This is a genomic window from Rhodoflexus caldus, assembly GCF_021206925.1.
GTDB classification, from domain to species: Bacteria; Bacteroidota; Bacteroidia; order Cytophagales; family Thermoflexibacteraceae; genus Rhodoflexus; species Rhodoflexus caldus.
In genome coordinates this window covers 92920-118695 of sequence record NZ_JAJPRF010000011.1, presented here as the reverse complement: position 1 = coordinate 118695, position 25776 = coordinate 92920, and the positions used below count along the sequence as shown (strand labels likewise).

General features: G+C 48.5%; 17 protein-coding genes. 9 read left to right on the top strand and 8 right to left on the bottom strand.

The genetic code is table 11. The features are described 5' to 3' along the window. Positions 1 to 241: 241 nt before the first annotated feature. On the bottom strand, positions 242 to 2176 hold the full coding sequence (locus NDK19_RS12580) for an OmpA family protein (RefSeq protein WP_250632246.1): 1935 nt from the start codon (positions 2174 to 2176) through the stop codon (positions 242 to 244). A gap of 276 nt (positions 2177 to 2452) precedes the next feature. Here NDK19_RS12580 and NDK19_RS12575 point away from each other — a divergent pair, with 276 nt between their 5' ends. Further along, complete coding sequence (locus NDK19_RS12575) at positions 2453 to 4213, top strand: AMP-dependent synthetase/ligase (RefSeq protein ID WP_250632245.1); 1761 nt, start codon at positions 2453 to 2455, stop codon at positions 4211 to 4213. A gap of 42 nt (positions 4214 to 4255) precedes the next feature. On the opposite strand, the gene NDK19_RS12570 is transcribed toward NDK19_RS12575, so the two are convergent. From NDK19_RS12570 to dnaB, 3 genes are read right to left on the bottom strand one after another with little or no spacing between them, the layout of a single operon-like run. Beyond that, positions 4256 to 5122, bottom strand: a complete 867-nt coding sequence (locus NDK19_RS12570) for a hypothetical protein (RefSeq protein WP_250632244.1) — start codon at positions 5120 to 5122, stop codon at positions 4256 to 4258. A 10-nt stretch (positions 5123 to 5132) separates the two neighbouring features. Beyond that, positions 5133 to 5792 carry a spermidine synthase gene (locus NDK19_RS12565; RefSeq protein WP_250632243.1) on the bottom strand — a complete coding sequence of 220 codons (660 nt, stop codon included), beginning with the start codon at positions 5790 to 5792 and terminating at the stop codon, positions 5133 to 5135. Positions 5793 to 5797: 5 nt separating this feature from the next. Further along, positions 5798 to 8398 carry a replicative DNA helicase gene (gene dnaB / locus NDK19_RS12560; protein ID WP_394801686.1) on the bottom strand — a complete coding sequence of 867 codons (2601 nt, stop codon included), beginning with the start codon at positions 8396 to 8398 and terminating at the stop codon, positions 5798 to 5800. Positions 8399 to 8460: 62 nt separating this feature from the next. On the opposite strand from dnaB, the gene NDK19_RS12555 reads away from it, so the two are divergent. From NDK19_RS12555 to NDK19_RS12535, 5 genes are all read left to right on the top strand, one after another. Further along, positions 8461 to 9831: a UDP-N-acetylmuramate--L-alanine ligase gene (locus NDK19_RS12555; RefSeq protein ID WP_250632242.1), complete on the top strand. Its 1371-nt coding sequence runs from the start codon at positions 8461 to 8463 to the stop codon at positions 9829 to 9831. 73 nt (positions 9832 to 9904) lie between these two features. Then, on the top strand, positions 9905 to 10285 hold the full coding sequence (locus NDK19_RS12550; RefSeq protein ID WP_250632241.1) for a heavy-metal-associated domain-containing protein: 381 nt from the start codon (positions 9905 to 9907) through the stop codon (positions 10283 to 10285). 5 nt (positions 10286 to 10290) lie between these two features. Continuing rightward, complete coding sequence (locus NDK19_RS12545) at positions 10291 to 10887, top strand: hypothetical protein (protein ID WP_250632240.1); 597 nt, start codon at positions 10291 to 10293, stop codon at positions 10885 to 10887. Positions 10888 to 10991: 104 nt separating this feature from the next. Further along, positions 10992 to 12125 (top strand): nitrilase-related carbon-nitrogen hydrolase, encoded by a 1134-nt coding sequence (locus NDK19_RS12540; protein ID WP_250632239.1) that lies wholly within the window; start codon positions 10992 to 10994, stop codon positions 12123 to 12125. Between the two features lie 91 nt (positions 12126 to 12216). Then, entirely contained in the window at positions 12217 to 13788 is a 1572-nt protein-coding gene (locus NDK19_RS12535; protein WP_250632238.1) for a sulfatase-like hydrolase/transferase, read from the top strand. A gap of 41 nt (positions 13789 to 13829) precedes the next feature. On the opposite strand, the gene NDK19_RS12530 is transcribed toward NDK19_RS12535, so the two are convergent. The 4 genes from NDK19_RS12530 to NDK19_RS12515 all read right to left on the bottom strand — a co-directional run bounded on the left by NDK19_RS12530 (position 13830) and on the right by NDK19_RS12515 (position 19734). Further along, a complete protein-coding gene (locus NDK19_RS12530; RefSeq protein WP_250632237.1) occupies positions 13830 to 14636 on the bottom strand; it encodes a polysaccharide deacetylase family protein in 807 nt (268 codons plus the stop codon). A 75-nt stretch (positions 14637 to 14711) separates the two neighbouring features. Next, positions 14712 to 17093, bottom strand: coding sequence for a TonB-dependent receptor (locus NDK19_RS12525; RefSeq protein WP_250632236.1), 2382 nt, complete (start codon positions 17091 to 17093; stop codon positions 14712 to 14714). A 6-nt stretch (positions 17094 to 17099) separates the two neighbouring features. Continuing rightward, on the bottom strand, positions 17100 to 18746 hold the full coding sequence (locus NDK19_RS12520; RefSeq protein ID WP_250632235.1) for an ABC transporter substrate-binding protein: 1647 nt from the start codon (positions 18744 to 18746) through the stop codon (positions 17100 to 17102). Further along, complete coding sequence (locus NDK19_RS12515) at positions 18721 to 19734, bottom strand: SDR family oxidoreductase (RefSeq protein ID WP_317207170.1); 1014 nt, start codon at positions 19732 to 19734, stop codon at positions 18721 to 18723. Before NDK19_RS12515 ends, NDK19_RS12520 begins: the two co-directional genes overlap by 26 nt. 89 nt (positions 19735 to 19823) lie before the next feature. On the opposite strand from NDK19_RS12515, the gene NDK19_RS12510 reads away from it, so the two are divergent. The 3 genes from NDK19_RS12510 (at position 19824) to NDK19_RS12500 (ending at position 25720) form a co-directional block, all read left to right on the top strand. Further along, a complete protein-coding gene (locus tag NDK19_RS12510) occupies positions 19824 to 20966 on the top strand; it encodes a DUF1573 domain-containing protein (RefSeq protein WP_250632234.1) in 1143 nt (380 codons plus the stop codon). 65 nt (positions 20967 to 21031) lie between these two features. After that, the gene (locus NDK19_RS12505; RefSeq protein WP_250632233.1) at positions 21032 to 22132 is read left to right on the top strand and encodes an AMP-binding protein; all 1101 of its coding nucleotides are present in this window, start codon (positions 21032 to 21034) and stop codon (positions 22130 to 22132) included. A 42-nt stretch (positions 22133 to 22174) separates the two neighbouring features. After that, on the top strand, positions 22175 to 25720 hold the full coding sequence (locus NDK19_RS12500) for a DEAD/DEAH box helicase (RefSeq protein ID WP_250632232.1): 3546 nt from the start codon (positions 22175 to 22177) through the stop codon (positions 25718 to 25720). Positions 25721 to 25776: the final 56 nt, after the last annotated feature.

Sequence of the window (25776 nt, the reverse complement as noted above, 5' to 3'; positions counted from 1 at the left end):
CGCGCCTTGCGGAGGCTAACAACCCTGTTCTACAAGCCATGCTTGCCCATAAAGCACAACCAAACTCTGTTATTGGCTAGTACTTAATGAAAAAGGCCGCCCCTTTTTGGACGGCCTCTTTAAACCATTTGATTTTTAATGCTTTCCATAAATTTTCCTTCGCAAACCAATTGCGACTCTACATAAACAAAAAAGCGAGGTTCCCGAAGAAACCTCGCTTTTTGTTACTGCACTACAAGTATTAGTTGCAACGCTGGCCGTCAGAACCTTTTTGTACCACTTTGAATTCTACGCGGCGGTTCAGAGCCATATTAGCTTGATTAGGTTTGCCATTTACTTCGTTCGGAACTACCGGTGAAGTTTCGCCAAAACCTTTAGTTTCAATGCGGTTAGCAGCAATGCCTTTGCTGATGAGGTATTGTCTTGCAGCAGCTACACGACGCTCAGACAGACCTTGGTTGTATTTGTCATTACCGCGGTAGTCGGTGTGTCCTTCAATGCTGATGCTGATTTGAGGATAGTCTTGCAAGAACTTCACAACTTTGTCCAACTCCTGAATAGACTTAGGCAACAATGAAGCTGACAGTTCTTTAGGAGTAGTGTTGCGAGGACGTGCAGTAGCAAAGTTGATGTTGTCGAAGGCAATCTTCGTCAAATCATACAGCATGATTTCGCGGTTGATAGTGTCGCCGGCTTGCTTATTGGTCAAGTCCAGTGAAATAGTAGCAGGTACGTATTGGTCGGCTGTACCTTCAGCACAATAGGTTGTGCCCGGTGCTAACAGAGCTTCGTACTTGCCGGGGCCGATTTTCTTCTGGTCTGTGATTTTGCCTTTTGAAGCATCGTTTGGCTTAATGCCAACAACACCGTTCTCAATAGCTTCACGAGTCAGACCGTCCACCACAGCGATAGTAGCTTTTACGCCAAGTTTTCTCATAGCGAAAACTTTGCCGCAGTCATCACCGTCAAATCCGTTGGTCAGGTCAGAGTAAGATGTGATAGGCTCATAACCATCTACCTCAACCGTAAACTTATACTTGTTGCCTTCTGTGATAACGGTTCTGATTTTACCTTCTTTGGTTTTCATTGCATAGCTCAAAGAAGAACGTGTTTCGTTATCTACTTTAATCACTGCATCCAGAGGCTTACCTGTTACGGCATCAACCACAGAAGCATTGAATTCGCAAATGCGCTTAGGCTTCAGACCTTCAGGCAGCGGAATAGTAAACAGTTCATGAGAAGCACCTACATATGCGTTGAAGTAAGCCAATACGTGTGGGTCATCGTGAGGAGCCACAGAAACCAGCAGGTCAGACTGATAAGAATACAGGTTGTTCTTCACGAAAGGAGCAATATCAGCAGGTACAGGCTCACCCCAAGTATTACCCGGCTTCATGTGTGCATAATACAAATCAAAATCTTTGGATTTCTTAGGGCTACCACCGCGGCGGGTAGTAGAGAAGAAAATAGACTCATTGTCGGGCATAATGCGAATGTGCTTCTCGCAGCCGGCATTTACAGGAGCAGGCAATTCTTCTGCTGCTGACCAAGAACCGTCCAGATTCAGCTTAGAAACCATGAGTTTGAAGCACTGGGTGTTGCCTTCCGCATTACCTTTGCGAACAAAATACAGACGCTGACCGTCGGAAGAAATTGAAGGGAAACCTTCATAGTCGCCTGTATTTACGGCACCTGCAACAGGCGATGGAGCCCCCCATTCGCCGTTGGCACCGCGCTGAGACACATAAATGTCTTCATTGCCGCCGCCCATTTTAGCGAAGAAGTACATGGTATTGCCGTCGTAAGAAAGCGAAGGGCCACCGATGAAGTCGCCGTCAGCAGCTTTGCTGTTGATGGCTTCAATAGGCTTTGGTTCTTGCCAGAAACCGGTTACGGTATCGCGCTTAGCTTCCCACAGGCGGTAATATTCCCATGTTTTGCCGCCACGGTTAGACTGATACACCAGCGTGCGTCCGTCTGCGCTGATGGCAGGGGAGTATTCATCGTGGAGGAGGGTGTTAATAATGTTCGGCATTCGCTCACGAGCAGGTTGCACGTCTGCCTTGTAGATTCTGTCTGTAATGCGGTTGGTGATTTGGCGTTGGGCATACGCATGAGTGCCCACGAACAAACCAAGCGCAATCGCAAAACCTACATAGTTCACTTTTTGTTTCATAGGTTTAAGTAAGATTAGGTTAATTCATTAGGATGTTTGAGCATGGACGCAAAATAAATCAGTTTTCTGTTCTGTTCTGAATTTTTTGGCGTACAATTTTAAGAAATACGACTGTCAATTCCAAAAAAAGCCTGACAACAGCAAATTTAGCTTATTTGACGCAATTCGGCAGAAAATAGTTTTTTTAAGTATTTATCAACAGAATATTGCCTTTCAGTGCTCGAAAAGCTATTTTTAAGCACTTGACAAACCTTATTTAAACGACTCACAATAAATATGGAATTGAAACGCGCTTTTGATTTTCTCTATTATCAGCAGCAAAAATATCCCAAAACCGATGCGCTGGCAGGCAAGGAAAATGGCCAATGGGTAAAATACAGTACGCAGGATGTTATTGATATTGCTAACCGCATTAGTATAGGTCTGTTGAAACTGGGCATCAAAAAAGATGATAAAGTTGCCATTATTTCACCTAACAGACCGGAGTGGAATCTGGCTGACTTTGGTATTCAGCAGATTGGTGCCGTCAGTGTACCCATGTATCCTACTATCACAGTTGAAGACTATCGGTACATCTTTAACGATGCGGGAGTGAAGGTGGTGTTTGTATCCGACAAATCGCTGTATGACAAGGTTAAACAGGCCACAGAAGGAATGGATATTTATGCCATTTACACTTTTGATAAACTCCCGGGTATTGCACACTGGACAGAGTTGGAGGCTATGGGTAAAAATGAAGACGTCAGTCAGTTAGACAGCCACAAAGCCGCTGTTAAAGGAACGGATTTGCTGACACTGATTTACACTTCGGGCACTACGGGTCGCCCGAAGGGTGTCATGCTGACGCACAAAAACGTGGTAAGCAATACGCTGGCCGTTAATAAAACATTTACGCACGTACCCGACGGCACGTCTAAAGCATTGAGTTTTTTGCCGCTTTGCCATATTTATGAGCGCACAGGCTCATATGTGTACATATACAAGGGCACTTCTATCTACTATGCGGAAAATATGGACACCATTGCGGCCAATTTGCAGGAAGTGAAACCCGATACGTTCAATACCGTACCGCGTTTGCTGGAAAAAGTATATGATAAAATCGTTTCCAAGGGGTTGGAACTGACCGGAACGAAACGCAAGTTGTTTTTCTGGGCACTGGATTTAGGCTTGAAATATGACCCTGCCAAAGATATGGGCTTTGCTTACAACATGCAGTTGAGCATTGCGCGCAAACTGATTTTCAGTAAGTGGCAGGCAGCACTGGGCGGTAACATTAAGTCCATACAGTCGGGGGCGGCAGCGCTGCAACCGCGCTTGGCACGTGTTTTCTGGGCAGCAGGCATCCCTATCTGCGAAGGCTACGGGCTGACGGAAACCTCTCCCGTTATTTCATCTACGCCTGCCATTGCTTCCGAAGTGCGAATCGGCTGCGTGGGCAAAATGATTGACGGCGTACAGGTTAAAATTGCGGAAGATGGCGAAATCCTCTGCAAAGGCGATAACGTAATGTTAGGCTACTACAATCAGCCCGAAATGACAGCCGAAGTAATTAAAGACGGCTGGTTTCATACAGGCGATGTAGGCGAAATTGTGGAGGGTAAGTACCTGAAAATCACTGACCGCAAGAAAGAAATGTTTAAAACTTCGGGCGGTAAGTACATTGCTCCGCAGGTAATGGAAAACAAGTTCAAAGAATCGTTGCTGATTGAACAAATTATTGTCGTGGGTGAAGGTCGCAACTTCCCCTCAGCACTGATTGTGCCTTCTTTTGAAAACCTGCGTAACTGGTGTCAGGCCATGGAAATCAGCTACTCTACCGATGCCGAAATGGTTAAAAATCCGCGAGTGATTGCTAAGTTTGAAGAAGAGGTAGAAAACTACAACGCCAACTTCGGACAATGGGAAAAGGTGAAGAAGTTTCGCCTGTTGCCCCAGCCATGGGGTATTGAAACAGGTGAACTGACTCCAACGCTGAAACTGAAACGCAAGATTATTCATCAGAAATACGCCAATTACATTGAGGAGATGTACACTTAGAACCTAAATGCCGCCTGTGATTGGCAGGCGGCATTTTTTTTACTACTCTGCCTCAAAGTAGATAATGTCGCAGGTTTTCATGTCGGAGTTGAGTACAATCTTTTTTTCCTTTTTGCCATCCGAAACAATAATAGCTGTTGTGCAAGGCGGCTGTTTGCCTATGTTGTTTGCATAGCAAATCAGAAAGTTATTCAGCCGCTCTGGCGACAGTTGCAATTTAATGATACGGGTTTCGTTGCGGAGTTTGTAATTTTTCAGAATCCATTGATTGTTGTAGAGCAGCGAAACAACGTCGCCGTCTTCCTTACCTTCGTCAAAAATTTTCAGGGTCAGGTTATTGCTTGCTACAAGTAACTTGTGGCCTGATTTGACCTTGCGGTCTTCTATGCTGACTATTCTGCCGTTTTGAACAGTGGTGAGCGTATCTATCTCTGCCGTATTATTTGCGGGGCGGCGCAGTTCTATTTTGCCGGGTGCACATCGGTTGCCGCTTTTGGGTTCCGTGCCCTCCCAGCGACCGCTGAAATATCCCTTGCCGTTGCCCTCATTCACCCAATGCAAACGTGCGCGTTTCAGGCAGTACGAACTGTTGGTACTCAGTTCATTGACATATTCCAATTCGCGGAATTCTTCAAAAAATACCGTGTCGCCTTTGATGGAGGCCTCTAACTCTAAGCGCAACACATAGCGTTTACCGCCTTTTTGTTTGATGAACGAAAAAGAAGAGCCTGACCAGTTACCCTTTTCATTGGCATCCAGTTCCAGTTCAAAGTGGTAGCGGTCTGCAATGCCGCCATCGTCTTGTGTCAAAAAACCTATCCATTTGCCGGATAAATTGCGGGGCATCTGTGCCTGTACCTTTGAGAGTATTGCCAGCATCAGGCAACACCATGCAATTGTCGTTTTCATAATTTGGTTGTTAGTTTTTTTCTGCCAGCAGCAGATTGTTTGTGTACTCTACACGGCGTAAGATACGGGTTTTTAAGTTGTTTTGCTGCAAATACGCTTCCATGGCAATAAGCTCTGCCACGGGAAAAGTAGTTTGCATCGTATTAAACAACAACTTGCCGCCATCTGCCAAAAGCCGGATGAGATGTTGCAAAAAGTCAGGTTGCGTACATGCCTTGGGAACTGTATCGCCAATAAAAATATCTGCTATTATCCAGTCAAATAATTGCGATTCTGTGCAGGCTGCATAGGCTATTGCGTCATCGCAAATAATGGTCAGCGGTGCGAAGCGTTCAATATGAAACTCTTCGCGGGCAATTTGGATGACGACAGGGTCTATTTCCACACACGTAATCAGGCCTTGATAGCCAAAATGGAGGCGCAGCGTTTCAATTAACGAGCCGCCGCCTAAACCCAGCAAGAGTAAGTTGCCGGCTGTTGGTTGAAAATTTGCCTCTTGCAAGCCGCGTTGCAAAATTTGCTGCAACGAGCCGTAGGAATAATTGCTATCGGCGGTGTCTAGTACCCGCCTCCCTTGCTGCCAATTGATTTCCAAACGGCCGCTAAAGGGCGATTCATAGGTTTTTTCCCGCCAAGGCAGCAAATAGCTTACCCACTTTTTGAACAACATAAGTATCAGAATGGCACATCATCGGGTGGGGGCAAGTCGTTGGCTTTGCTGCTGAGCGTGCCGCCGACAGGACTGCTGCCGAAGTCTTGCGGGCGGTATTGTCCCATTGCCGAGCCATAAGTGCCACTGCCTGCCTGTTGGAAAGTACCGCTGCCGAAAGTGCCGAAGTCGGCGCTGTCTAAGTCGGCGAATTTGGTGTAACGCCCCAAAAACTTCAGCCAGACACTTTCCAGCGAACCGTTACGGTTTTTGGCAATAATGACTTCGCCTACATCTTTGGTCGGTCTGCCGTCGGCATCTTCCGTAATGCCGTAGTACTCGGGGCGATAGAGGAAGATTACCATATCGGCATCCTGTTCAATGGCGCCCGATTCGCGAAGGTCGGAGAGTTGCGGGCGTTTGTCGCCGCCGCGGGTTTCTACAGCACGGCTCAACTGCGAAAGGGCAATCACAGGCACGTTCAACTCTTTGGCAAGCTGTTTTAATGCCCGCGAAATAGAGGCAATTTCCTGCTCGCGGTTGCCGCCTGAGTTTTTGCTGCTGTCGCCGCTCATCAGTTGCAAGTAGTCAATAATGATGAGTTGAATATCGTGTTGCGATTTGAGGCGGCGGGCTTTGGCGCGCAGTTCCAGCACCGTAAGTGCGGGGGTGTCGTCTATGAAGATAGGTGCAGCACTCAATCGCGCCGTTTTGTGCACAATCTGCTCCCATTCGTAATCAGCTAATTTGCCCGTTTTCAACTTTTGGCTTTCCAACTCTGCCTCTGCCGAAATCAGACGGTTTACCAACTGCACCGAGGACATTTCCAGCGAAAAAATGGCGGCAGGTTTGCCGAAATCTACCGCTGCATTGCGCAAGGCAGAGAGTACGAAGGCGGTATTATGCGTTACGGTCATGTCTGCTAACAGAAATAGGCGGTCGCCGTCCAACTCAAAACCGTAATAGTCGTCCACAATGTCCTTTTCTACGCGAATGCCTGTTACTTGCCAATCTACTTTGGCTGCCCAAGCACGTGCTTTTTTGCGCTCCACACGCACGGGCACTTCGTCCAGATTACCCCACATGCGCACGCGATAGACCGTAGTTTCATAATCGGAAGACTTCAAACGAGCTTTTTTTGCTTTCAACGATGTGCGAAAACCAAGAGAATCGGCCAGAAACTTAATTTGTTCGGCTAACTCTTTGTTCTTCTGCGCGATTTCGTAATGGTTGGATTTTGCATCGTAGTAACCATCGCTGTCAATCAGCCCTGCTAAGAGTTGCAAACGTTTGGGGCGACTGTTGAGCAGATAGGCCTGCGGGATGTGTTTATTATCCAGCAGGGTGAGTTTGCGCAGCTCATTTTGGACGGAATAGAAATACTGCCTGCCGCGAGTACCTTTGGTAATGCTGTATTGTGGTGTTTTTTGCGCTTGCCGACTAATGGAGAGTTGTAAACCCAGCAGGGCAGCGTATTGCTCCAAATACGCAATTACCTCCGCATCCTGATTGGTGATACGCACACCGGAGCGGTTGCCGTCGCCTAACCATAAACCGATGAAATAAGGTTCCAGAGGCACCGCTTTATCGGTAAACTCTACGGCTGTTTTGTAGCCTTTGTAGTTAGACTGAAATTTGGGCGATTTTTTGAGCCAATCGCGTACCGAAATGGTCAGTATATCACCTTTGCGGTGTTTTCCTTCGTTGCGGCTGCGCTTGAGCGAAAGCAAATGACTTTCATTGACGCGGTAACTGATACCCTTGTTCTGATGAATCCAATACATTTGCTCGCGTCCGCGCCCGATGGAAAGCACGCGGCGCGGCGTAGAGTCAGGCCCCATCAGCAAATCGCCTGCAACGATGTCTTCCACTTTGCGCAGTGTGCCATCGTACATCAATACCTGTGTGCCTTTACCCAAGCACTTACCCATGCCCGGCCTTGCAGCCAGAATAATCAAATCGGATTTTTGCCAGCCCGAGGTGATGCGGTCTAAGGCAGAAAAGCCACTGGGAACACCCGTCAGCCCGTCTTTGTGTGCTTTCTTGGCTTCCAATTCGCGCAGGGCGCTGCCCATGATGCTGCGCATGTCCTGATAGTTACGGCGGATGTTGGTTTCGGCAAGCCCAAAAATGGCATTTTCGGTTTGATCCATCAGTTCAAACACGTCGGTGGTGTCCTCAAATGCATCCTGCAACATTTTTCCCGCGATGCTAATCATTTCGCGCTTCATGTATTGCTCGGCAATGATGCGGGCGTGATAAACAATATTGGCTGCCGAATTGACTTTGGTGGTCAGCAGAGTAATATAGGCTGCACCGCCTGCCAGTTCCAGTTCGCCTTCGCTGCGAAGTTGATTGACTACGGTTAGTAAGTCTACCGGCTCAGACTTGTTGAACAGTGCCAAAATAGCCCGATAAATAGCCTGATGAGCCTCTTTGTAAAACGCGGCAGGTTGCAAAATCTCAATCACTTCGGTCAGGGCGTTGCGTTCCAGCATGAGCGCACCCAGTACCGCTTCTTCTAACTCAATTGCCTGCGGCGGCACTTTGCCCATGCCAACCATCGCTAAATCAGCCTGTTGGGTTGTGCGCCGCGTTTTCCTTCCGGTAGATTTGTCGTCCTTCATGGTGTAAAATTACATGAATATATGCACTAAAACGCTATTTTTGAAGCCTTGAACATTTTTGCATGAAAATACATTTTACGGCTATCGGCGGCAGCGTCATGCACAATCTGGCGGTTGCCCTCAAGCTCAAAGGCTATCAGGTAAGTGGTTCGGACGATGAAATATATGAGCCTTCGCGCAGCAGGCTGGCTGCTCACGGCATTTTACCCGCCGAGGAAGGCTGGTTCCCCGAAAAAATCACAGCGGATTTGGATGCCGTCATCTTAGGAATGCACGCCCGCAAAGATAATCCTGAGTTGCTGCGTGCACAGGAGTTGGGCATTAAGGTGTACTCCTATCCCGAATACGTTTATGAGCAAAGCAGGCACAAGGAGCGCGTGGTTATTGCCGGCAGCCACGGCAAAACCACTACTACGGCAATGGTTATGCACGTGTTGAATTTTCACGGCAAAAAATTTGACTATATGGTCGGAGCAATGGTGCCGGGTTTTGAAAGCACCGTTCGCCTGACCGAAGATGCCCCGGTCATCATTATTGAAGGGGATGAGTATCTCTCCTCTCCGATTGACCCGACCCCCAAATTTTTGCACTACAAACATCACATAGGACTGATTACGGGCATTGCATGGGATCATATCAATGTTTACCCTGTTTTTGATGACTACGTGCGTCAGTTTGAAAACTTTGCCGTACAAACGCCCAAGGCAGGCACTTTGATTTATTGCGAAGAAGATGACCTTGCCACAATTGTGAGCACCTCTAATCAGATGCGCAGTGATGTTAATCTGATTGCTTATGGAACGCACAAGCATGAGGTAAGCGATAGCAAAACACTGCTGCATACCCCGCACCATGGCAAAGTGCCTGTATCGGTTTTCGGCAAGCATAACATGCAAAACCTCAATGGAGCACGGTTGGTGTGCAACCGCTTAGGTATTCATGACAAAAAATTTTATGAGGCCATTCAAAACTTCAAGGGTGCAGCCAAACGCTTGGAATTGCTTGGCCAAAACGCCCATACTACCGTTTACCGCGATTTTGCCCATGCCCCTTCTAAAATTGAGGCAACCATTCAGGCCGTAAAAGAACAGTTCCCGAAGCGTAAACTCGTGGCTTGTGCCGAACTGCACACATACAGCAGCCTGAGCAAGCACTTCCTGCCGCAGTACAAACACACAATGCAGGCAGCAGACGAAGCCATTGTTTGCTACAGCCCTAAGACCTTGGAAATCAAGCGCATGGAGCCTATTGACGAAGCAACCATTCAGGCTGCCTTTGACCATCCGAATCTGAGGGTTTTCACCAACGGGGCAGACTTATGCAACTATCTGTTCTCGCAAAAATGGCAGGATAAAAACCTGCTGATGATGAGCTCCGGCACATTTGACCAAACCGATTTGGGGCAACTTACGGCACATGTGCTGGAAAAATAGCCGCTATTGTACGCCAACCGAAATGGAGTTATATTTGTAGATACATCAGTTGTCATACAAAATCGCAACGACCATGAATAAAAAATTCTTTGCGGCGGTGTTTTCCGCCCTTATTATTGTCATCAGCGGCTACGTGTTTGCGCAGTCTGACACAGAAACCATCACCATTAAAACTTCTTCCCAGTGCGAAATGTGCAAAAAACGCATTGAAAAAGGCATGGGGCTTGAAAAAGGCGTTAAGTCTGCCGTACTGAATCTGGACAATCATACGCTGACAGTAGTTTACAAGAAAGACAAAACCAATCCCGAAGTGCTGCGCAAGGCTCTTTCCAATATCGGTTATGATGCGGACGACGTGGCTGCCAATGAAAAAGCCTACAAAAAGTTGCCCGATTGCTGTAAAAAAGGCGGCCACGACCACGATGGCCATGACCACAGCAACCACAAGCACTAATCCGAATGTCTTTTTTTGACCGCATATTTGAGCAATTGTTTCCCAAACGCCTCCCCGACCATCTGCCGGTGGTTGAGGAGGCGTTGGTGCGCAACGAGATTTACCGCAACAAGATTTTTCTGTGGCAAAACAGCGGCGCTCATCGCAAACTCGCCTATGAGGTATGGGAAGCATGGCAACTGAAAAAAGACAAACAAACCGCAGACTTGCAGGTACATTTGCTGAAAACAGACGGCAGCAACGGCATTGCCCTTACCTATCATCCTAAAATAGGTGCAGATGCTTTTCAGTTCTTTTTTGACCACCTGAAAGAACAGGTCTTGCAAATTGGCTATAAACTTTACACTTCCGACCGCCGCATTTTCATCCGCCCGGACTATTCGGAAACAATAGAAAAGCATTATTTGAAGCCTCCCGTAGATTTACGGGTAGAGCATGGAGAAGTACAGCGTTGCGACCAGCGCTACGGCAATGTCATCATAGAATACATCCAAATAGACGATAAGCCCAGCTTTATACGCCTGATGGCACATTATTACGAAGACCAACTCTATCTCAAACCTTTGCCCTTTGATGAACTGATGCGGGAGGTCTTGTTGTAGTAATCAAGTGTTGGGGAGTACAGAACTTTGCCCATCCCTCCTGAAAATCCGTTTTTCGGTAAAAATTTTGTTTGGTTGCCGCATTACGTGTAGCTTTCGCAGGTATGAAAAAGACACTGCTTGTTATCGCTGCCGTAGTTGCCGCTTACTACTACTGGACAACCACAGACAGAACAGCCGAAGACAAAATTTCAGCCGCTCCAATGCCTGAAACAGAACTTGTTCAACAGGGAACGGATAGCGGCAAAGGCAATTTGGCAGGCATCCAACCCTACCTCACCGCACAGGACTACGGCACGGAAAGCCGACTGTTCGGCCTACTGGATAGCTACATGGAAGCCCTGCAACAAGCAGGAGGCATCCATGCAAAAACCGTAGTTGTATTTCCCGAATACATCGGTACATGGCTGGTAGCGATGCACGAAAAACGCACCTTGTATGAGCAGCCAACCATTACGGATGCAATGACACTGATGGCGTTGTCTAATCTGTTTGAGGCAGGCTACTATGCCCTCACAGCCCCGCCGGTCAATGACCGTATGGCACACGGTTTATTTGCCATGAAAGCCGAAAAAGTTTGCAAGGCTTACTACAACATATTCAGCCGCCTTGCCAAAAAATATGGCTGCACCATTGTGGCAGGTTCCGTAGTGCTGCCGGAGCCATTCATTGAAAACGGAGAATTGCGCACCCGAAGAGGGCAACTCTTCAATATGACTGCTGTTTTTGATGCCAACGGGAAAATTATGCCGCCATTGGTAAAAAAAATATTCCCCATTAAGGCAGAACAGGGGTTCACATGTCAGGCAGATTTACAACAAATACCTGTTTTCAGCACGCCCGCAGGCAGGCTGGCCGTGCTCATCTGCGCCGATAGTTGGTATCCGCAAGCCTATGAGCACCTGTCGGGCAAAGCCGATTTGATTGCCGTGCCTTCTCTTGCCGATACGGACAGCGTTTGGCGCGGAGCATGGCAAGGCTACAACGGATTTGCTGCCCCCTCCGACGTGGATACGAGCGACTATCGGCGTATCAGCGAAGGGGAAGCATGGGCGAAGTACAGCATGGGTAAGCGTGCCCCGCGTGCGGGTATTCATCAGGGTATCAACGTATTTTTTACAGGGGATATTTGGGATATGCACCCCGAAGGCCGCATACTGACGCTGCAAAACGATACATTAAATATTTCGCCTCCTGCTATTAAAAAAGGCAGAATCTTTAACTTGTGGTTGCAATAATCATAGACTAATTTGTACTTTTGTCAAAAATCTCCTGCGTATTAAAGCACACTATCGTTTCAGTTTTTTTGTTATCATCTGAACTAATAGCGTGCGCTACTTAGTAATCATATCTGCTTTTTTCCTGCTTTCATTTTGCATTGCATCCATTGCCTGCGGACAAGGGAAGGCTTCTTTGCCACACATTATCTGGATTTCGTTTGAGGAACTCTCGGGTGTTACTTTTCGCCCCGGCGACAGCATTATTAAAACGCCTGCCCTCAATCGGGTAGTCAAACAGTCGCTATGGTTTGAAAATGCTTACGCAATGGCTGCTGCTGCCATTCCTTCGCAGGCAGGCATACAAAGCGGACTTTACCCTACCACCTTTGGAGCAATGCACCAATCGTCGGGTAATGGTGGCGAGAATGCCGTCCTTCCCGGGAAACACCACTGGCTGGTAGAAGAAATGCGCATGAAGGGCTATTTTACCATGCAGTTTGGGCAGCACAGTCTCAAATTACCTCCAAGCATATGGCAAATGAGCTATAACGATTCACGTTTTTTAACAGATACGCTGTCTTACCAACTCAAACGGGTAGCTGCCCAAACACCTGTTTTTTTGCATATCCGACTGGCTGCCCCTACTAACGAGGCCTTGGGAAAATACGCTGTTTCGGATAAGGTTCGCCTGCCCCACTATTTTGCGGATAATGCCGAGGCGAAACAAGAATGGCAAAATGCTTACCGCCGCGCTGCATTTGCCAATGAACAATTGGGCAAAATATGGGAGATATTAGAAAAACAACAGGGGCTTTTGAGTAAGTCCTATGTGTTCGTATTTGGAGAAAACGGATTTCGCTGTTCCTGTGCGCCTCAGTTGTTGTATGAAGAAAATATTCGTGTGCCGCTGCTGGTGCGCACACCCGAAGGCAAAGCAGCACATGTCAAAAAAATAGTCAGCCTTGCAGACCTGATGCCTACCACGCTGGCTATTGCCAAAGTGAATACAGGCTTGAGTTTCCCGGGGCTGCATCTGATTAACAGCAAACAAGCACACACGGCTGTTGTTACCTCTTCCGACCGCATCAACGAACACCCTGACCGAATAAGAGCCGTCAGGAGCGGTTCGCTGAAATATATTCGCAATTTTCGCAAAGACCTGCCTTTTATCCCCTATCACCTGTTGCAGGAAAATTGCAGCCATCGCTTGCTTGCAGAGGCAGCCCCCAACAGCAGCATTGTTTTGCTTACAAAAAGCATTAAACCCATCGAGGAGTTATATGATTTGAGCAAAGACCCATGGGAGCAGCAAAATCTTGCCAATCATCCTGATTATCAGAACGATTTGCAACGCATGAGAAACTACTGCGACCACTGGGTCAATGCTACCGGAGACCTTGGCGGACTGACCGAGGCAGCAATGCGCGCCATGCTTTGGAAAAGCACCAGCCAACCCGTGAGTCAAGAGCCTCATTTTGCCAAAACCAAAGACAACAAAATCAGCATCAGCAGCCCGACCGAGGGCGCTGCCATTTTGTACAGATTAGACTGGGAAAACGAATGGCATTATTATACGCGTCCCATCACACTGCAACCGGGTATGACCATTTCTGCCAAATCCGTTAAACACGGGCTGAGAGAAAGCAAAGAAATCACGGTTAAGTTCTCTTCCGGCCGATAGACTTTTCAAAGCATTGGTTCGTATTTTTAATCATGATTTGCTCACTTCCTTTTGCCCTCCGAAGCAGAGCCAGTTAAGGGAACATCATCGGGTAGGCCGAGCAACTGCGGTACGGTAACAAACTCATACCCCTTTTCGCGCATGCCTCTGATGATAACAGGCAATGCAGCTACGGTGCGTTTTTTGCGCCCGCCTGCGCTGTGCAGCAAAATAATAGCTCCCGGATGCAAATAGCTCAGCACGCGGCGTGCGATGGCTTTGGAGGTATTTTCTTTGGCATTTTCCCAGTCTTCGCTGTCTACCGACCAGTTAGCAATGCGAATATTGCGGGCAGCGCACCACTCAATCTGCTCATCGCTGACTGCACCGAAAGGTGCCCGCAACCACATAGGCTGCCTGCCTGTTACACGGCTGACAGTTGCCTGACAACGCAGGATTTCCGCTTGCCACTCGCGGGGCGGCAATTGGCGCAAGTTGCGATGACTTTGCCCGTGCATACCGATGCTGTGCCCGTCAGCAGCTATTCGTTGCAATACCTTTTCCCATTTGGCAATGCTGTCGCCCGTAACGTAAAAAGTGGCTTTTACCCCTTCCTTGGCCAAAATTTGCAGCACTTGTGGCGTGTAGAGGCTGTCGGGGCCATCGTCAAACGTAATAGCCGCTATTTTTTTGTCAGTAATTTTTTCAAGAAAGCAACTGTTCGGATAAAGCAATGCCTGCCGCTGTACTTCACGGGCAAAAGCCTGCATTTTTTCGGAAGTAAACCGATTGCGCAATGAAGGGCGCGGATGAGAGGGCACAAATGCACACAGCAGAAAGACCAACAGAACTGCCGACAGAGGTTTCATAGGGTTTTTTAGCCCTTGATACCGCTGCGGATTGAAACGTTCCTTTTTTCGGTGTTTTTTTACAAAATTCGTTGCTTAAAACTCGATGCGCCAAGCCGGAACAGGCAGAATCGGCAGCCAGTATTCGGTGCGCATGGCGCGTCGGTTGCTGTCGTAGTAATAACGTGCCACGTTGCGATGGTTGGTAGCGTTTTGCAAATCAAGAGAAAACACGCGGCTGTAATTCGGTCGGTTTTTGCGGAACGATATTCGGAAATCTAAACGGAAATAGTCGGGCAGTTGTGCCTCAAATGCCTGCGACTCTATCCGCCGCTCGGTGTTGTCGCGCAGGGAGCGGGCTTCGTCAATAGGTGTATAGCGAAAGCCGCCCGACCATACACTGCGCACATTGAAGCTGATAATGCGCTGTATGCTTCTGCCCTTGCGGTCGGTTTTGTTTTTGATAAAATCTTTGCCGGCCACTATGTTCCAGACGTGTCTGCCGTTGAAACGTGTGTTGCGCCAGATTCCGTCTGCACCTGCATAGCGCGAATCATACAGCGAAAGCGTATTGAGCAAATACCATTGCCCGTCAAACTGCCGCTCCACGGTGAGTTCCATGCCATAGTTCCTGCCTTTGCCGCGGTTTGTCAGGCTATCGGACACAAAACCGCTTGACTGATTGATGAGCGAAAAATTACTGTTGCGAATCGTGCGCACGGGTACGCTGAACAGTTGCTGGTAATACAACTCCATTTTGGTGTGCCATTTCGGTTGGGGTTGCCATTCCCACGCTGCCACCCAATGTTCGGCTTTGGTAAAGTCCAGATTTTTATTGGGCTGTACAGTGCCTACATTGCGCACCTGCTGCTGTGCAAAGTACGTTCCTAAGGCTAACATGCGGCTGTGCCTGCCATAGGCTGCCATAAACGTATGATTTTCAGCAGGTTGCCAACGCAAAGACAAGCGAGGCTCCGTAACCTGCCTGCCGTTGAAGCCCAGATGGGTAAAATGGGCACCTGCCAAGGCGGTGAGTTGCTCGCTGATGCGGAATTTCCATTGCATATACGCCTGCAACAGCAGCGCGCTGTTTGCTTCCTGCAATTGAGTTACCAGCGGCCTGCCGGGCGTATTTTGCCTTTTCGTGGTCAAATCATACGACAAACGATTGATGAACACCCCCGTTTTAACCGTCCAGCGGGGGCTGAGTTTATAATTCAGGCTGCCTGCCCATGCAAGGCGCTGTTCGCCGTAGTTATTGTCGCGGAGGGGTTGCACAACGTAACGCGCTCCTAAACGGGCTTCGTATTCGCCGTTGCCGCCATAGGTAAGGGCAAGGGTCTGTCTGAAAAATGCTCTTTTGCCAATGGTTGCCTGATGCGAAATACCTGTCGCACCCATTTGGAAGTCAAAAATGCGGTCGGTGCGGTCGCTGTTGTTGCGCCAACGGGCAGAATCGCGCAGGGCTAACTGCTTTTGCGCACTCAGTCCGCCAATGCCAAAAACAGCAATCGTCCCTCCTTTTTTCAGCGGAAAATGCAGGTTGAATGATAAATCCTGAAAAGTGAGCGTACCGTCGGGCAGTTCAATGCCTAACCGCCGCACCAAATCCACGGTAGAATAGCGATAATTGACCAGAAACGATGCGCTCCCTGCCTTTTTGCGGCTGAAAGGCCCTTCTGCTGCCATTTCAACGCCTATACCGCTCACCTGTGCGGTAAATTCGCGGCGGGTGTTGTTGCCGCGGCGAAGGTTGATATCAAATACACCCGATATCGCATTGCCGTACTCGGCGGCAAAAGCACCTGTCATAAAGTCTGAACTGCCTAACACCTGCGCACTGAGGATGCTTACACCGCCGCCCGATGCGCCTTCGTTGGTGAAATGGTTAGGCGAAGGAATTTCCACACCTTCTAACCGCCACAACAGGCCGTTAGGAGCATTGCCCCGAATGATGATTTCGTTACTGAAATCGCCTGCACCGTTCACACCTGCAAAGGCGGTTGCCATGCGTGCAGGGTCGCCCAAAGAGGCAGGATAGCGGTTGAGCGTAGCGGCAGAGAATGTGCGGGTGCTTACGGTTGCCATTTCATTGAGTACCTGCGAACCTTGTCGGTCGCTTCTGACTTCCACCTCGGCCAATTGCCTGATTTGTTCGGTCAGCGCAAGCTGCAATATCACTTCCTTCGCGGCGGAATTGACAGCCACTTCTGTTATAAAACTCTCATAGCCGATGATTTGCGTAGCCAGCCGATAGCGCCCGACGGGCACTTTGTCAAATCGGAAATTTCCCTGACCATCGCTGACGGTATTTTGCGAAAAATTTTCACCTTGCAGCAGCACAACCACACCGGGCAGGCTATTGCCTGTTTCTTTTTCGGTTACTGTACCGCGCACGGTTTGAACGGGCAATACCTGTGCCCACAGCGGCATGTATCCTAACAATGCTAAGAGCAACCCAACCGCACAACGCATCATGTCTTTTTATTTCGCCAATGGGAATACTTGTTGGAAAACGCCTCCGTTGAAGGTGCAAATAGCTGCCCGAATATTTTCCCGCCCATTGCGGAAATCAAACCCGGGCATCATAATGCCCTCGGCGGGCGACTCCTGTGCCAAAAATTGCTGAAAATTGACACCGTATTTGTGCAGCATTTTCCCGAAAAAGTAAACGTTTTCGTAGCCGATGTATGAAAACTTGGAAGGAACCATGTTGGTTCGTTCTACAATCAGCTTGTCAAAACGGGTTTTGGCGGGTGTTTCGCGTACAAAGTCGGGCATGATAAAGTGCATGCGCGCCAACTGCAACTGTTCGTAGCTCAACAAATCATAATTCAGCCAATCCTGCGTAGTAATGGCGGGCAGTACGCGTTTGGAAGAAAGCAAGGCGCTTACTATGCTTACGGCAACAGCGGGCTGTCGAGCACAAATGAAAATGTGCGTAGAGTCGCTGCGAGGGGCGGCATCCAATTCGCTGATGATGCGCTGAAAGTTCATCTTGGGGTTTAGCGAACGGATGATGTGCGTGCGGCCGTTGTTGCGTTCGTGTGCCTGTTTGTAGGCATAGGCCATCAGCGAATCCTCGGAAGTATTGCCGTGGTAGATAATGGCCGTTTTGCCGGGCAGTTGTGCGGAGGCAAAAGCGGCGGCCTGTTGTGCCATAGCCACAGGCGAAGGCTCGGCCAACAGCGTATGTGCATTTTTGAGCAACTCTGCGCCTGTGCCAAAAGGATTGACAATGCTGATATTATGTTGAGCGGCATATGCACCCATTGGCTCTACGTTGTTGGCATACAACGGCCCGATGAGTAAATCCAGTCCTTTTTGCTCTTCCAATTTGCGCCTGATAACGGTATTGTTGCGCTCGGTATCAAAGGGATACAACTGAATATCAATACCTTCCTTTGCCAAATCCTCTTGCGCAATTTTCATCCCTTCGTACATGTCATACACAAACTGGAAACGCCTGCCGGGTTTGGTCGCATCTGTTTCCGCGAGCATGAAGGGAAGCATAACCGCAACGTGGTAAGTTTTTTTGGTAACGGCCGGGCGGTTGTTTACGGGCGTGCTGTTAGCGGCACTGCCTCCGTTTTTTTGCTGGTAGGCAAGGCGCGCATTGTCAAACACTTTGCGCAACTGACTGTCTTTCAATGCGCTGCCCATCGCATTGGCATCATTCGAGTCATTGGCTGCCAAGGCGGCAAGTGCCGCAAGCAGGCGTACCTCGTCAGCCTGCTCCCACGCAGGGTAGCGGTTCAGAAAATTAACCAGTGTTTCGCGACAGCGTGCAAATTCACCTGTGTGATAATCTGCCAAAGCATAGAGATATACGGCATGTTTGTAGTACGGATTCTGCGGCACATCTTTGAGTACATTGGCAAGGGTACTTTTGGCTGCCGTATAATTTTTTTCGTCAATCAGCTTTTTGCCTAACTGAAAACTGTTGGTAAACTCCTGTAAAGATTGCGCATGTGCTATCTGTAAAAAGATGCACATCAGACAGCCTATAAGGCAATAGCGAAGCAATTTTGCCATGCGTAAGTTTTTTCCTGAAAGTACGCGGCAAAGATAAACAGCTTCGGGCAATATGCTGATATACAGGCGCTCACAAAGCCCGAATGCGCCCGCCATCTACGGGCACATTGATGCCGGTGATGTAAGCTGCCGCAGGACTGCAAAGGAACAAAATCGCATTGGCTACCTCCTCTGCTTCGGCAAAACGACGGGCAGGCACTTCGGCAAGCATCCCCTGTGCAATTTCGTCTTCGGTTTTGCCCTGCTGTTGGCTGCGGGCTTTGATGAGGCTTGCCAAACGACCTGTTTTGGTGTAGCCGGGTAATACGTTGTTTACCGTAATGCCGAAAGCTGCCAACTCCATGGAGATGGTTTTAGACCAGCTTGCCACTGCACCGCGAATGGTATTAGACACCCCTAAACCTGCCAGCGGCTCGCGTACACTGGTGGAAATAATGTTTACAATTCGTCCGAAACCTTCGCTTTTCATGTAAGGCACGAGCATTTGCGCCAATAACTGATTGCAAATCAGGTGCTTGGTAAAGGCATCGGTATATTCGGAAAGTGCTGCATCTATCGCCTGACCACCCGGAGGGCCTCCCGTGTTGTTAATGAGGATGTGTGCGCCGCCATGTTCTTTCAGCCACTCGCTGACTGCTTGTTGCACCTGTTCGGGATGCCCAAAGTCGGCGCAAATATAGCTGTGTTGCTGGTGGTTAGGGCTTGGCAACTCTTTGCGTGTGGCTTGCAGTGCTTCTTCGTTGCGTGCCAGCAGCGTAACGGTTGCGCCTAATTGCGCCAACCCGATGGCAGCCGCTTTGCCTATCCCTTGCGTGCTGCCGCAAACAATGGCCTTTTTATGTTGCAGATTCAGATTCATACGTTTTGAGAGGTAATTTCTCGTAATGATAACTCTTTTTTGCCAAATCGTTGGCGCATCTGTCCGAAAACCCCGCGAATTACCCATTAAGGCAACCAACAGGTACAAGCCCGCCAACGGGAAATAATACCCCAAATCGCAAAGTTGCCGCAGAGCATCTTTGCAGGCGTTGTTTTCTTTGTTGTTGGCAAATGTCGGAAAAGCAATCGGCAGAGGGCTGCTCACAGCCTTTCGTTGCGGAGAAAGCACAGGTTAAACAAAACAACTCTTAAAATTCAATTATGTTTGCAGCACTTGAAAAAAATCGTTAGAGCATGAAATTCGGACGTTGGATAGGATGGCTTTGCTGCTGGTTGCTGTCGGCAGGCATCGCTTTTGCACAAATACAGATTTCGGAAGTAGTACAAAACGTAGGGCGCATCAGCAAAGAAGAAACTCCCGTTATTCATGAGTTTATCGTTAAAAATCAAGGAGTTACGCCGCTGAATATCCAAAAAGTCATCCCCGATTGTTCGTGCAGTACCGCATCTTTTACCCAAACCCCTATCGCACCGGGTAAGTCCGGCTCCATCAAGGTTGTGTTTGCCCCTTACAAGTTGGGGCCTTTTCAGAAAATTTTCACGGTGCACATTACCGACCCACAGCCGCGCACTTTTACGCTGAAATTAGAAGGTTATATTGCTCCCTCACCTGCTACTCCTGAGGCTTCGTTTCCTTACATCAGCGGTGTGCTGCGCTTTCGCCATAAAAACCTGAATTTTGGCAGCATTACCGGGCAGGCGGTTGTAAGCAAGCGATTTGAGATGTACAATGCCGGCAATGATACCATCGTTTTTACCAACCGCATAGAAACTCCGACGCATATCCGCGTCTATTTTGACTCTTCATTGGTCATTCCGCCCGGCAAAATCGGCTCCATTGTAGTTACCTACGACCCCAAGTTGAAAAAATCGGCAGGCTTTTTTCAGGAAAATGTAGCTTTGTTTACCAAAAATGCCGCTCAGCCGCGGGTGGAAGTAAACATGATAGCCAATATTGTGCCTTCGGCAGGGGAAATGCTTTTCAGTGAGGAAAGCAAATCTGCCCCGGCAGGGATGCCCCGCACCGGCAGCGGCACCATTAACCCCGATTTAGGGCCGCGTATGCAACTGAGCGAAACAGTACAAACCCTTGGCGATATTTACCTCAACGTGGGCTTGGTTACTGAATTTGTAATTTACAACGAGGGCGGCAAACCGCTGGAAGTACTTGACATAAAACCCTTCCCGGGTTGCGAAATTATTTCCGAAAAGCAATTTTCGCTTGCTCCGCAGGAGTTTGCCGTTATTCAAGTGCGGTTTATCCACAACGGAACGCTTGGCAAACAAATTCGCCGCTTTGTCATTAAAAGCAACGACGAGCAGCAACCCGAGCAAATGCTTGAAATGCAGGTTAATGTTATTGCAGGAACGAAATAAGCAGCAGAGCAAATTTTTGCGTTCTTTTCTTCGGAGTGCGAATTTTGGGGTAAAACATAGTCCCCATGCAACTCTGCCTCGCCGACCTGCCCGAAAAACCTGTATGGACAGCCGATGAAATCCTACAAGCAACTGATAATCAATTAGAAAGCTATGAGGCTGTATATCGGGCGGCTTTGCGGTTCAGCCGTGCATGGCTGCGCGGTGAGGAGCTTTTCCACTTGCAAACTTCCGGCTCTACGGGCATCCCCAAGCCCATTACCGTAAGCCGCAGGCAGATGCTGGCAAGCATACACGGAACGGCGGCAACTTTGCAACTGCACAGTGGACAATCGGCATTGGTGTGCCTCAATCCTGCCTACATTGCAGGCATTATGATGCTGGCGCGTGGTTGGGAAATCGGGTTGCATATGGACTTGGTTGCGCCGTCTTCGCATCCCTTGCAAAATTTTACTACCGAAACAGGCTTTGATTTTGTAGCAATGGTACCCTTGCAATTGCAGCAAAGCCTTGAAAATGAACCCGATAAATCTGTTTTAGACCGTTGCGGCAAGGTTATCATCGGCGGCGCTGCCATGAGTGCCGAATTGGAGCGAGCAGCGCAACAAACTCGTGCCGCTGTTTACGCCACCTTCGGTATGACCGAAACCGTTTCGCATATTGCTCTGCGGCGTGTCAATGGTACTTCGCCCGAAACAGCATACAGGCTGCTGCCCGGCATTACCGCCCAAACCGATGAGCGCAGTTGCCTGATGCTCAAAGGAGAAGTTACTGACAATCAATGGGTTTACACCAATGATGTAATAACCTTTACCCAAGCTGACTGCTTTCGTTTTGAGGGGCGTGCCGATTTTGTCATCAATTCGGGCGGGGTGAAAATATTCCCCGAACAATTGGAGCAGGAAATTCAACGGTTGCAACTGCCCGAACTGTCGGGCAAACGGTTCATTATTAGTTCACTGCCCGATGAGCGGCTGGGGGAACGTGTAGTACTGATTGTGGAAACGGATACCGAACTGTCCGCAACATATCTTTTGCAATACTTAAAAGAAAAATTGCCGCGCTACCATGCGCCGCAACGTATTTTCTGCCTGCCACAATTTCCTGAAACAGCAACGGGAAAAGTAAGCAGACGAGAGGTGCAAAAAACTATTGACAGTATGTAAAAATCATATTATCTTTTCAGACTAATCAAATAAATTCATATCATGCGAAATACATTCGGAAACACCTGGTGGGGCAATCAGTGGTTAGATGCGCTAAGTAATATTGACAGAGAGAACCGCTTGCCGCGAGGAAAGGCTTATGCTGCCGATGGTCATGTAGAAGAAATTAACTTTGTTAATGGCAAAGCGCGTGCAAAAGTAGCCGGCTCAAACCCAAAGCCCTACAACGTAATACTCTCCCTTGCGCCGTTTTCGGCACGCGAGAAAGAAAGCCTGATGCGCGCCATTATTGATAATACCTACTTTTTATCTAATCTGCTGACAGGCGAACTGCCGATAGACCTGTATCGCACGCTTTTGATGGAAAAAGGCATCAGGTTGTTTCCCAAGTCATGGAACGAGGTGCAAAGCGAGTGCAGTTGCCCTGACCATGCCAGCCCGTGCAAGCATCAGGCGGCAGTTATCTACATGATAGCCAATCAGATAGATCAAAATCCCTTTCTGGTTTTTGCGCTCAGGGGGCTGGACTTGCGCGATGAATTGGAAAAACGCGGCTATGTTATCCCGCGCATCTACGATGATATTCCAGACCTGTTTACAATGATTAGCAAAGGGAGGCAGCCCTTGCCTTTTGAGTTGCAGGCAGATGTGGCAGAACTTGCGCATATATCGCTGGAAGTGCCTGATGTATCGCAGCGGCTGATTATGCTTTTGAGTGAACGGCCGGCTTTTTACAGCGGCAAGGCTGATTTTCGGAATGTTTATGCCAAACAAATCAGAATTTTACAAAATAATGCAGCTGCGATGCTTGCGCCCAAGGTACGCAACAACAGACAACAGGAAAATCTGTTGCCCGTGCCTATGTCGGTGCGCCGCCTGCATTTCATCGTAGAAAAAGACAAAGCGCCTACCATAGAAGCGCTGACGGATAAATCGCCGCATTACTGGCGTACAGGTAAAGATTTTTTAACATGGCTCACCCATTTGCAGGCAGAAAATCTGAGTTTTTATGCGCCTGACGTGCAGGCTTTTTACACACTCAATAAGTTTACGCTGCTGCTGCTCAGGCAGGGCGGCATTATTCCTCAGTTGCATCAGGTTACAAAAGATAAATATGCCTTTCGCTGGTTACCTGCTCTATTGATTACAGAAGTGGCCGAAATTATCCGCCAATTGGCGGAAGTGATACCGCCCAATATGCTGGTATTGAAGCAAGGCAAAGAGGACGTAGGGTTTCTTCCTCCTGAAAGGCAGGTAGCAGAGTTACTGGCCTATTTAATTACGCTGCACGTCCATCAGATATGCAATGTGCGCGGGCTTGATAACACCGATGATATTCTGTCAGCATTTTTTTGCGTCTCTGCGGCGGCACTCATCAACGCCAAAGATTTAGACCGAAGAGAAACGCCGCAAAATATCCGCTTGTGGCTGCGCGTATTCTACCTGCCCGAAAAACAGGCAAAACCCATCCTGAAAGTAATGGAAAGCGATACGCGGGAGGATTCGCTGGAAATGGAGTTGCTTTTCCAACTGCCCGACGACCCCGCGGCAGCACATCCCGTAGAGCTTTTCAAACTGTTCAGGGATGCCGAATATGCGCCCTATCGCGTATCCATTTTGCAGGATTTGGCCATTTTGAGCCACCATATGTCGGAAATAACACCTGTGCTGATGTCGCAAGGGGTAGATGTGGGCTTTATTTCCGTCAACGATTTTACGCGGATTTTTATAGACGTGCTGCCTGTTTTGCGCCTGCTGCAAATTACCGTCATGCTGCCCAAAGAGATGGAAAACCTGCTCAAACTCAAACCGGTACTCAGCATGAGTAGGTTGGAGGGGCTTAACGAGGAGAGGACTTCTTACCTGAATATCCATAATCTGGAACTGAAACGTTCCATTGCACTGGGCAATCAAACGATTTCAGATGAAGAATTTAACCGGCTGATAGCTAATACGACAGGTCTTGCCAAAATCAACGGTAGTTATGTACTGATTGACCCCAAAGAAATTGAAAAGCTGAAAAAATTTCTGGAACAGTCAGGTGATTTGTCCCCTCAGGAATCTTTGCAGGCACTTTTTGCAGAGGAGTGGAACGGAGCAGAGGTGCGTATAGACAGCGGCCTGAAAGAGCATATAGAAGCATTAAAGGCTGTGGAAGCTGTGCCCCTTCCTACCGATTTACAAGCACAACTTCGCCCGTATCAGGTGCGCGGCTTTGAGTGGCTCTACAAGAATGCGAAGTTGAGCTTGGGCAGTATTCTGGCCGACGATATGGGCTTGGGCAAAACCCTGCAAGTCATCACCCTGTTGGCTAAACTCAAAGAAGAGGGTGAATTGGACAAACAAAAAGCACTGGTGGTAGCACCTACCAGCCTACTGACCAACTGGCAAAAAGAAATCCGTCGCTTTGCACCCGGTCTGCGCGTGGAGATGTTCTACGGGGCGCAACGCAGCCTGCCGCATCCAACGACTTTTGACGTGCTGATTACCTCTTACGGTACGTTGCGTAACGACTGGGAAGAAATCAACAAGCAAAAATGGCTGATAACAGTCATTGACGAGGCGCAAAATATCAAGAATCCTTCCACAGACCAGACAAAAGCAGTTAAAAAAATCAAGAGCAAGTTGCGGATAGCCATGAGCGGTACGCCTGTGGAAAACCGACTGATGGAATATTGGAGTATTATGGATTTTGCACAGCCCAAATACTTAGGCGGGCGCGAGCACTTTCAACGCACCTATGCCATGCCGATTGAAACTACACAAGACCAGGAACTCTTAGACCGTTTCCGACGCATTACCGAGCCGTTTATCATGCGCCGCCTCAAAACCGATAAAAGTATCATCAGCGATTTGCCCGATAAAATAGAAATAGATGAATACTGCACCCTTACCAAAGAACAGGCCGCTTTATACACCAAAACCTACGAGCAACTGATGGAAATGCTCAAAAGCGTGAAGGGGCTTCAACGATTGGGAGTAGTAGGCAAAATACTGATTTCATTGAAACAGATTTGCAACCATCCGGCACAATTCAACAAGAAAAGCTCCGGCGATACCGCTCTTTCGGGCAAGGCTATGCGCACGATGGAGTTGTTGGAAGAAATCTATGGAAACAACGAGAAAGTGCTGATTTTCAGCCAATATACCGAAATGTGTGAGCTGCTGATGCAGATGCACGAAGAGCGCTTCGGGTTTACGCCGCTGTACTTCCACGGCGGTTGCTCTGCCAAACAGCGCGATGAGTTGGTGCAAATTTTCCAGAACGAGCCGCAGGCCAAACTGATGATTATTTCGCTGAAAGCAGGAGGCACAGGGCTCAACCTGACCCAAGCTACACGGGTAATTCACTACGATTTGTGGTGGAATCCTGCGGTGGAAAATCAGGCAACCGACCGCGCCTATCGCATCGGACAAACCAAAAATGTGTTTGTCCATCGCCTGATTGTCAAAGGGACTTTTGAAGAAAAAATCAACGAAATGCAGTCGGCTAAAAAGGCCCTTGCCAACCTGAGCGTAGTTGAGGGCGAGCAATGGATGGGCAATCTTTCCGATGATGATTTGATGAATATCTTCAAGCCCGAGTAGGCGGGTTGATAATAGCAGATTTTTACAGGAAAAAATCAGCGTAAACCCGCGTTATC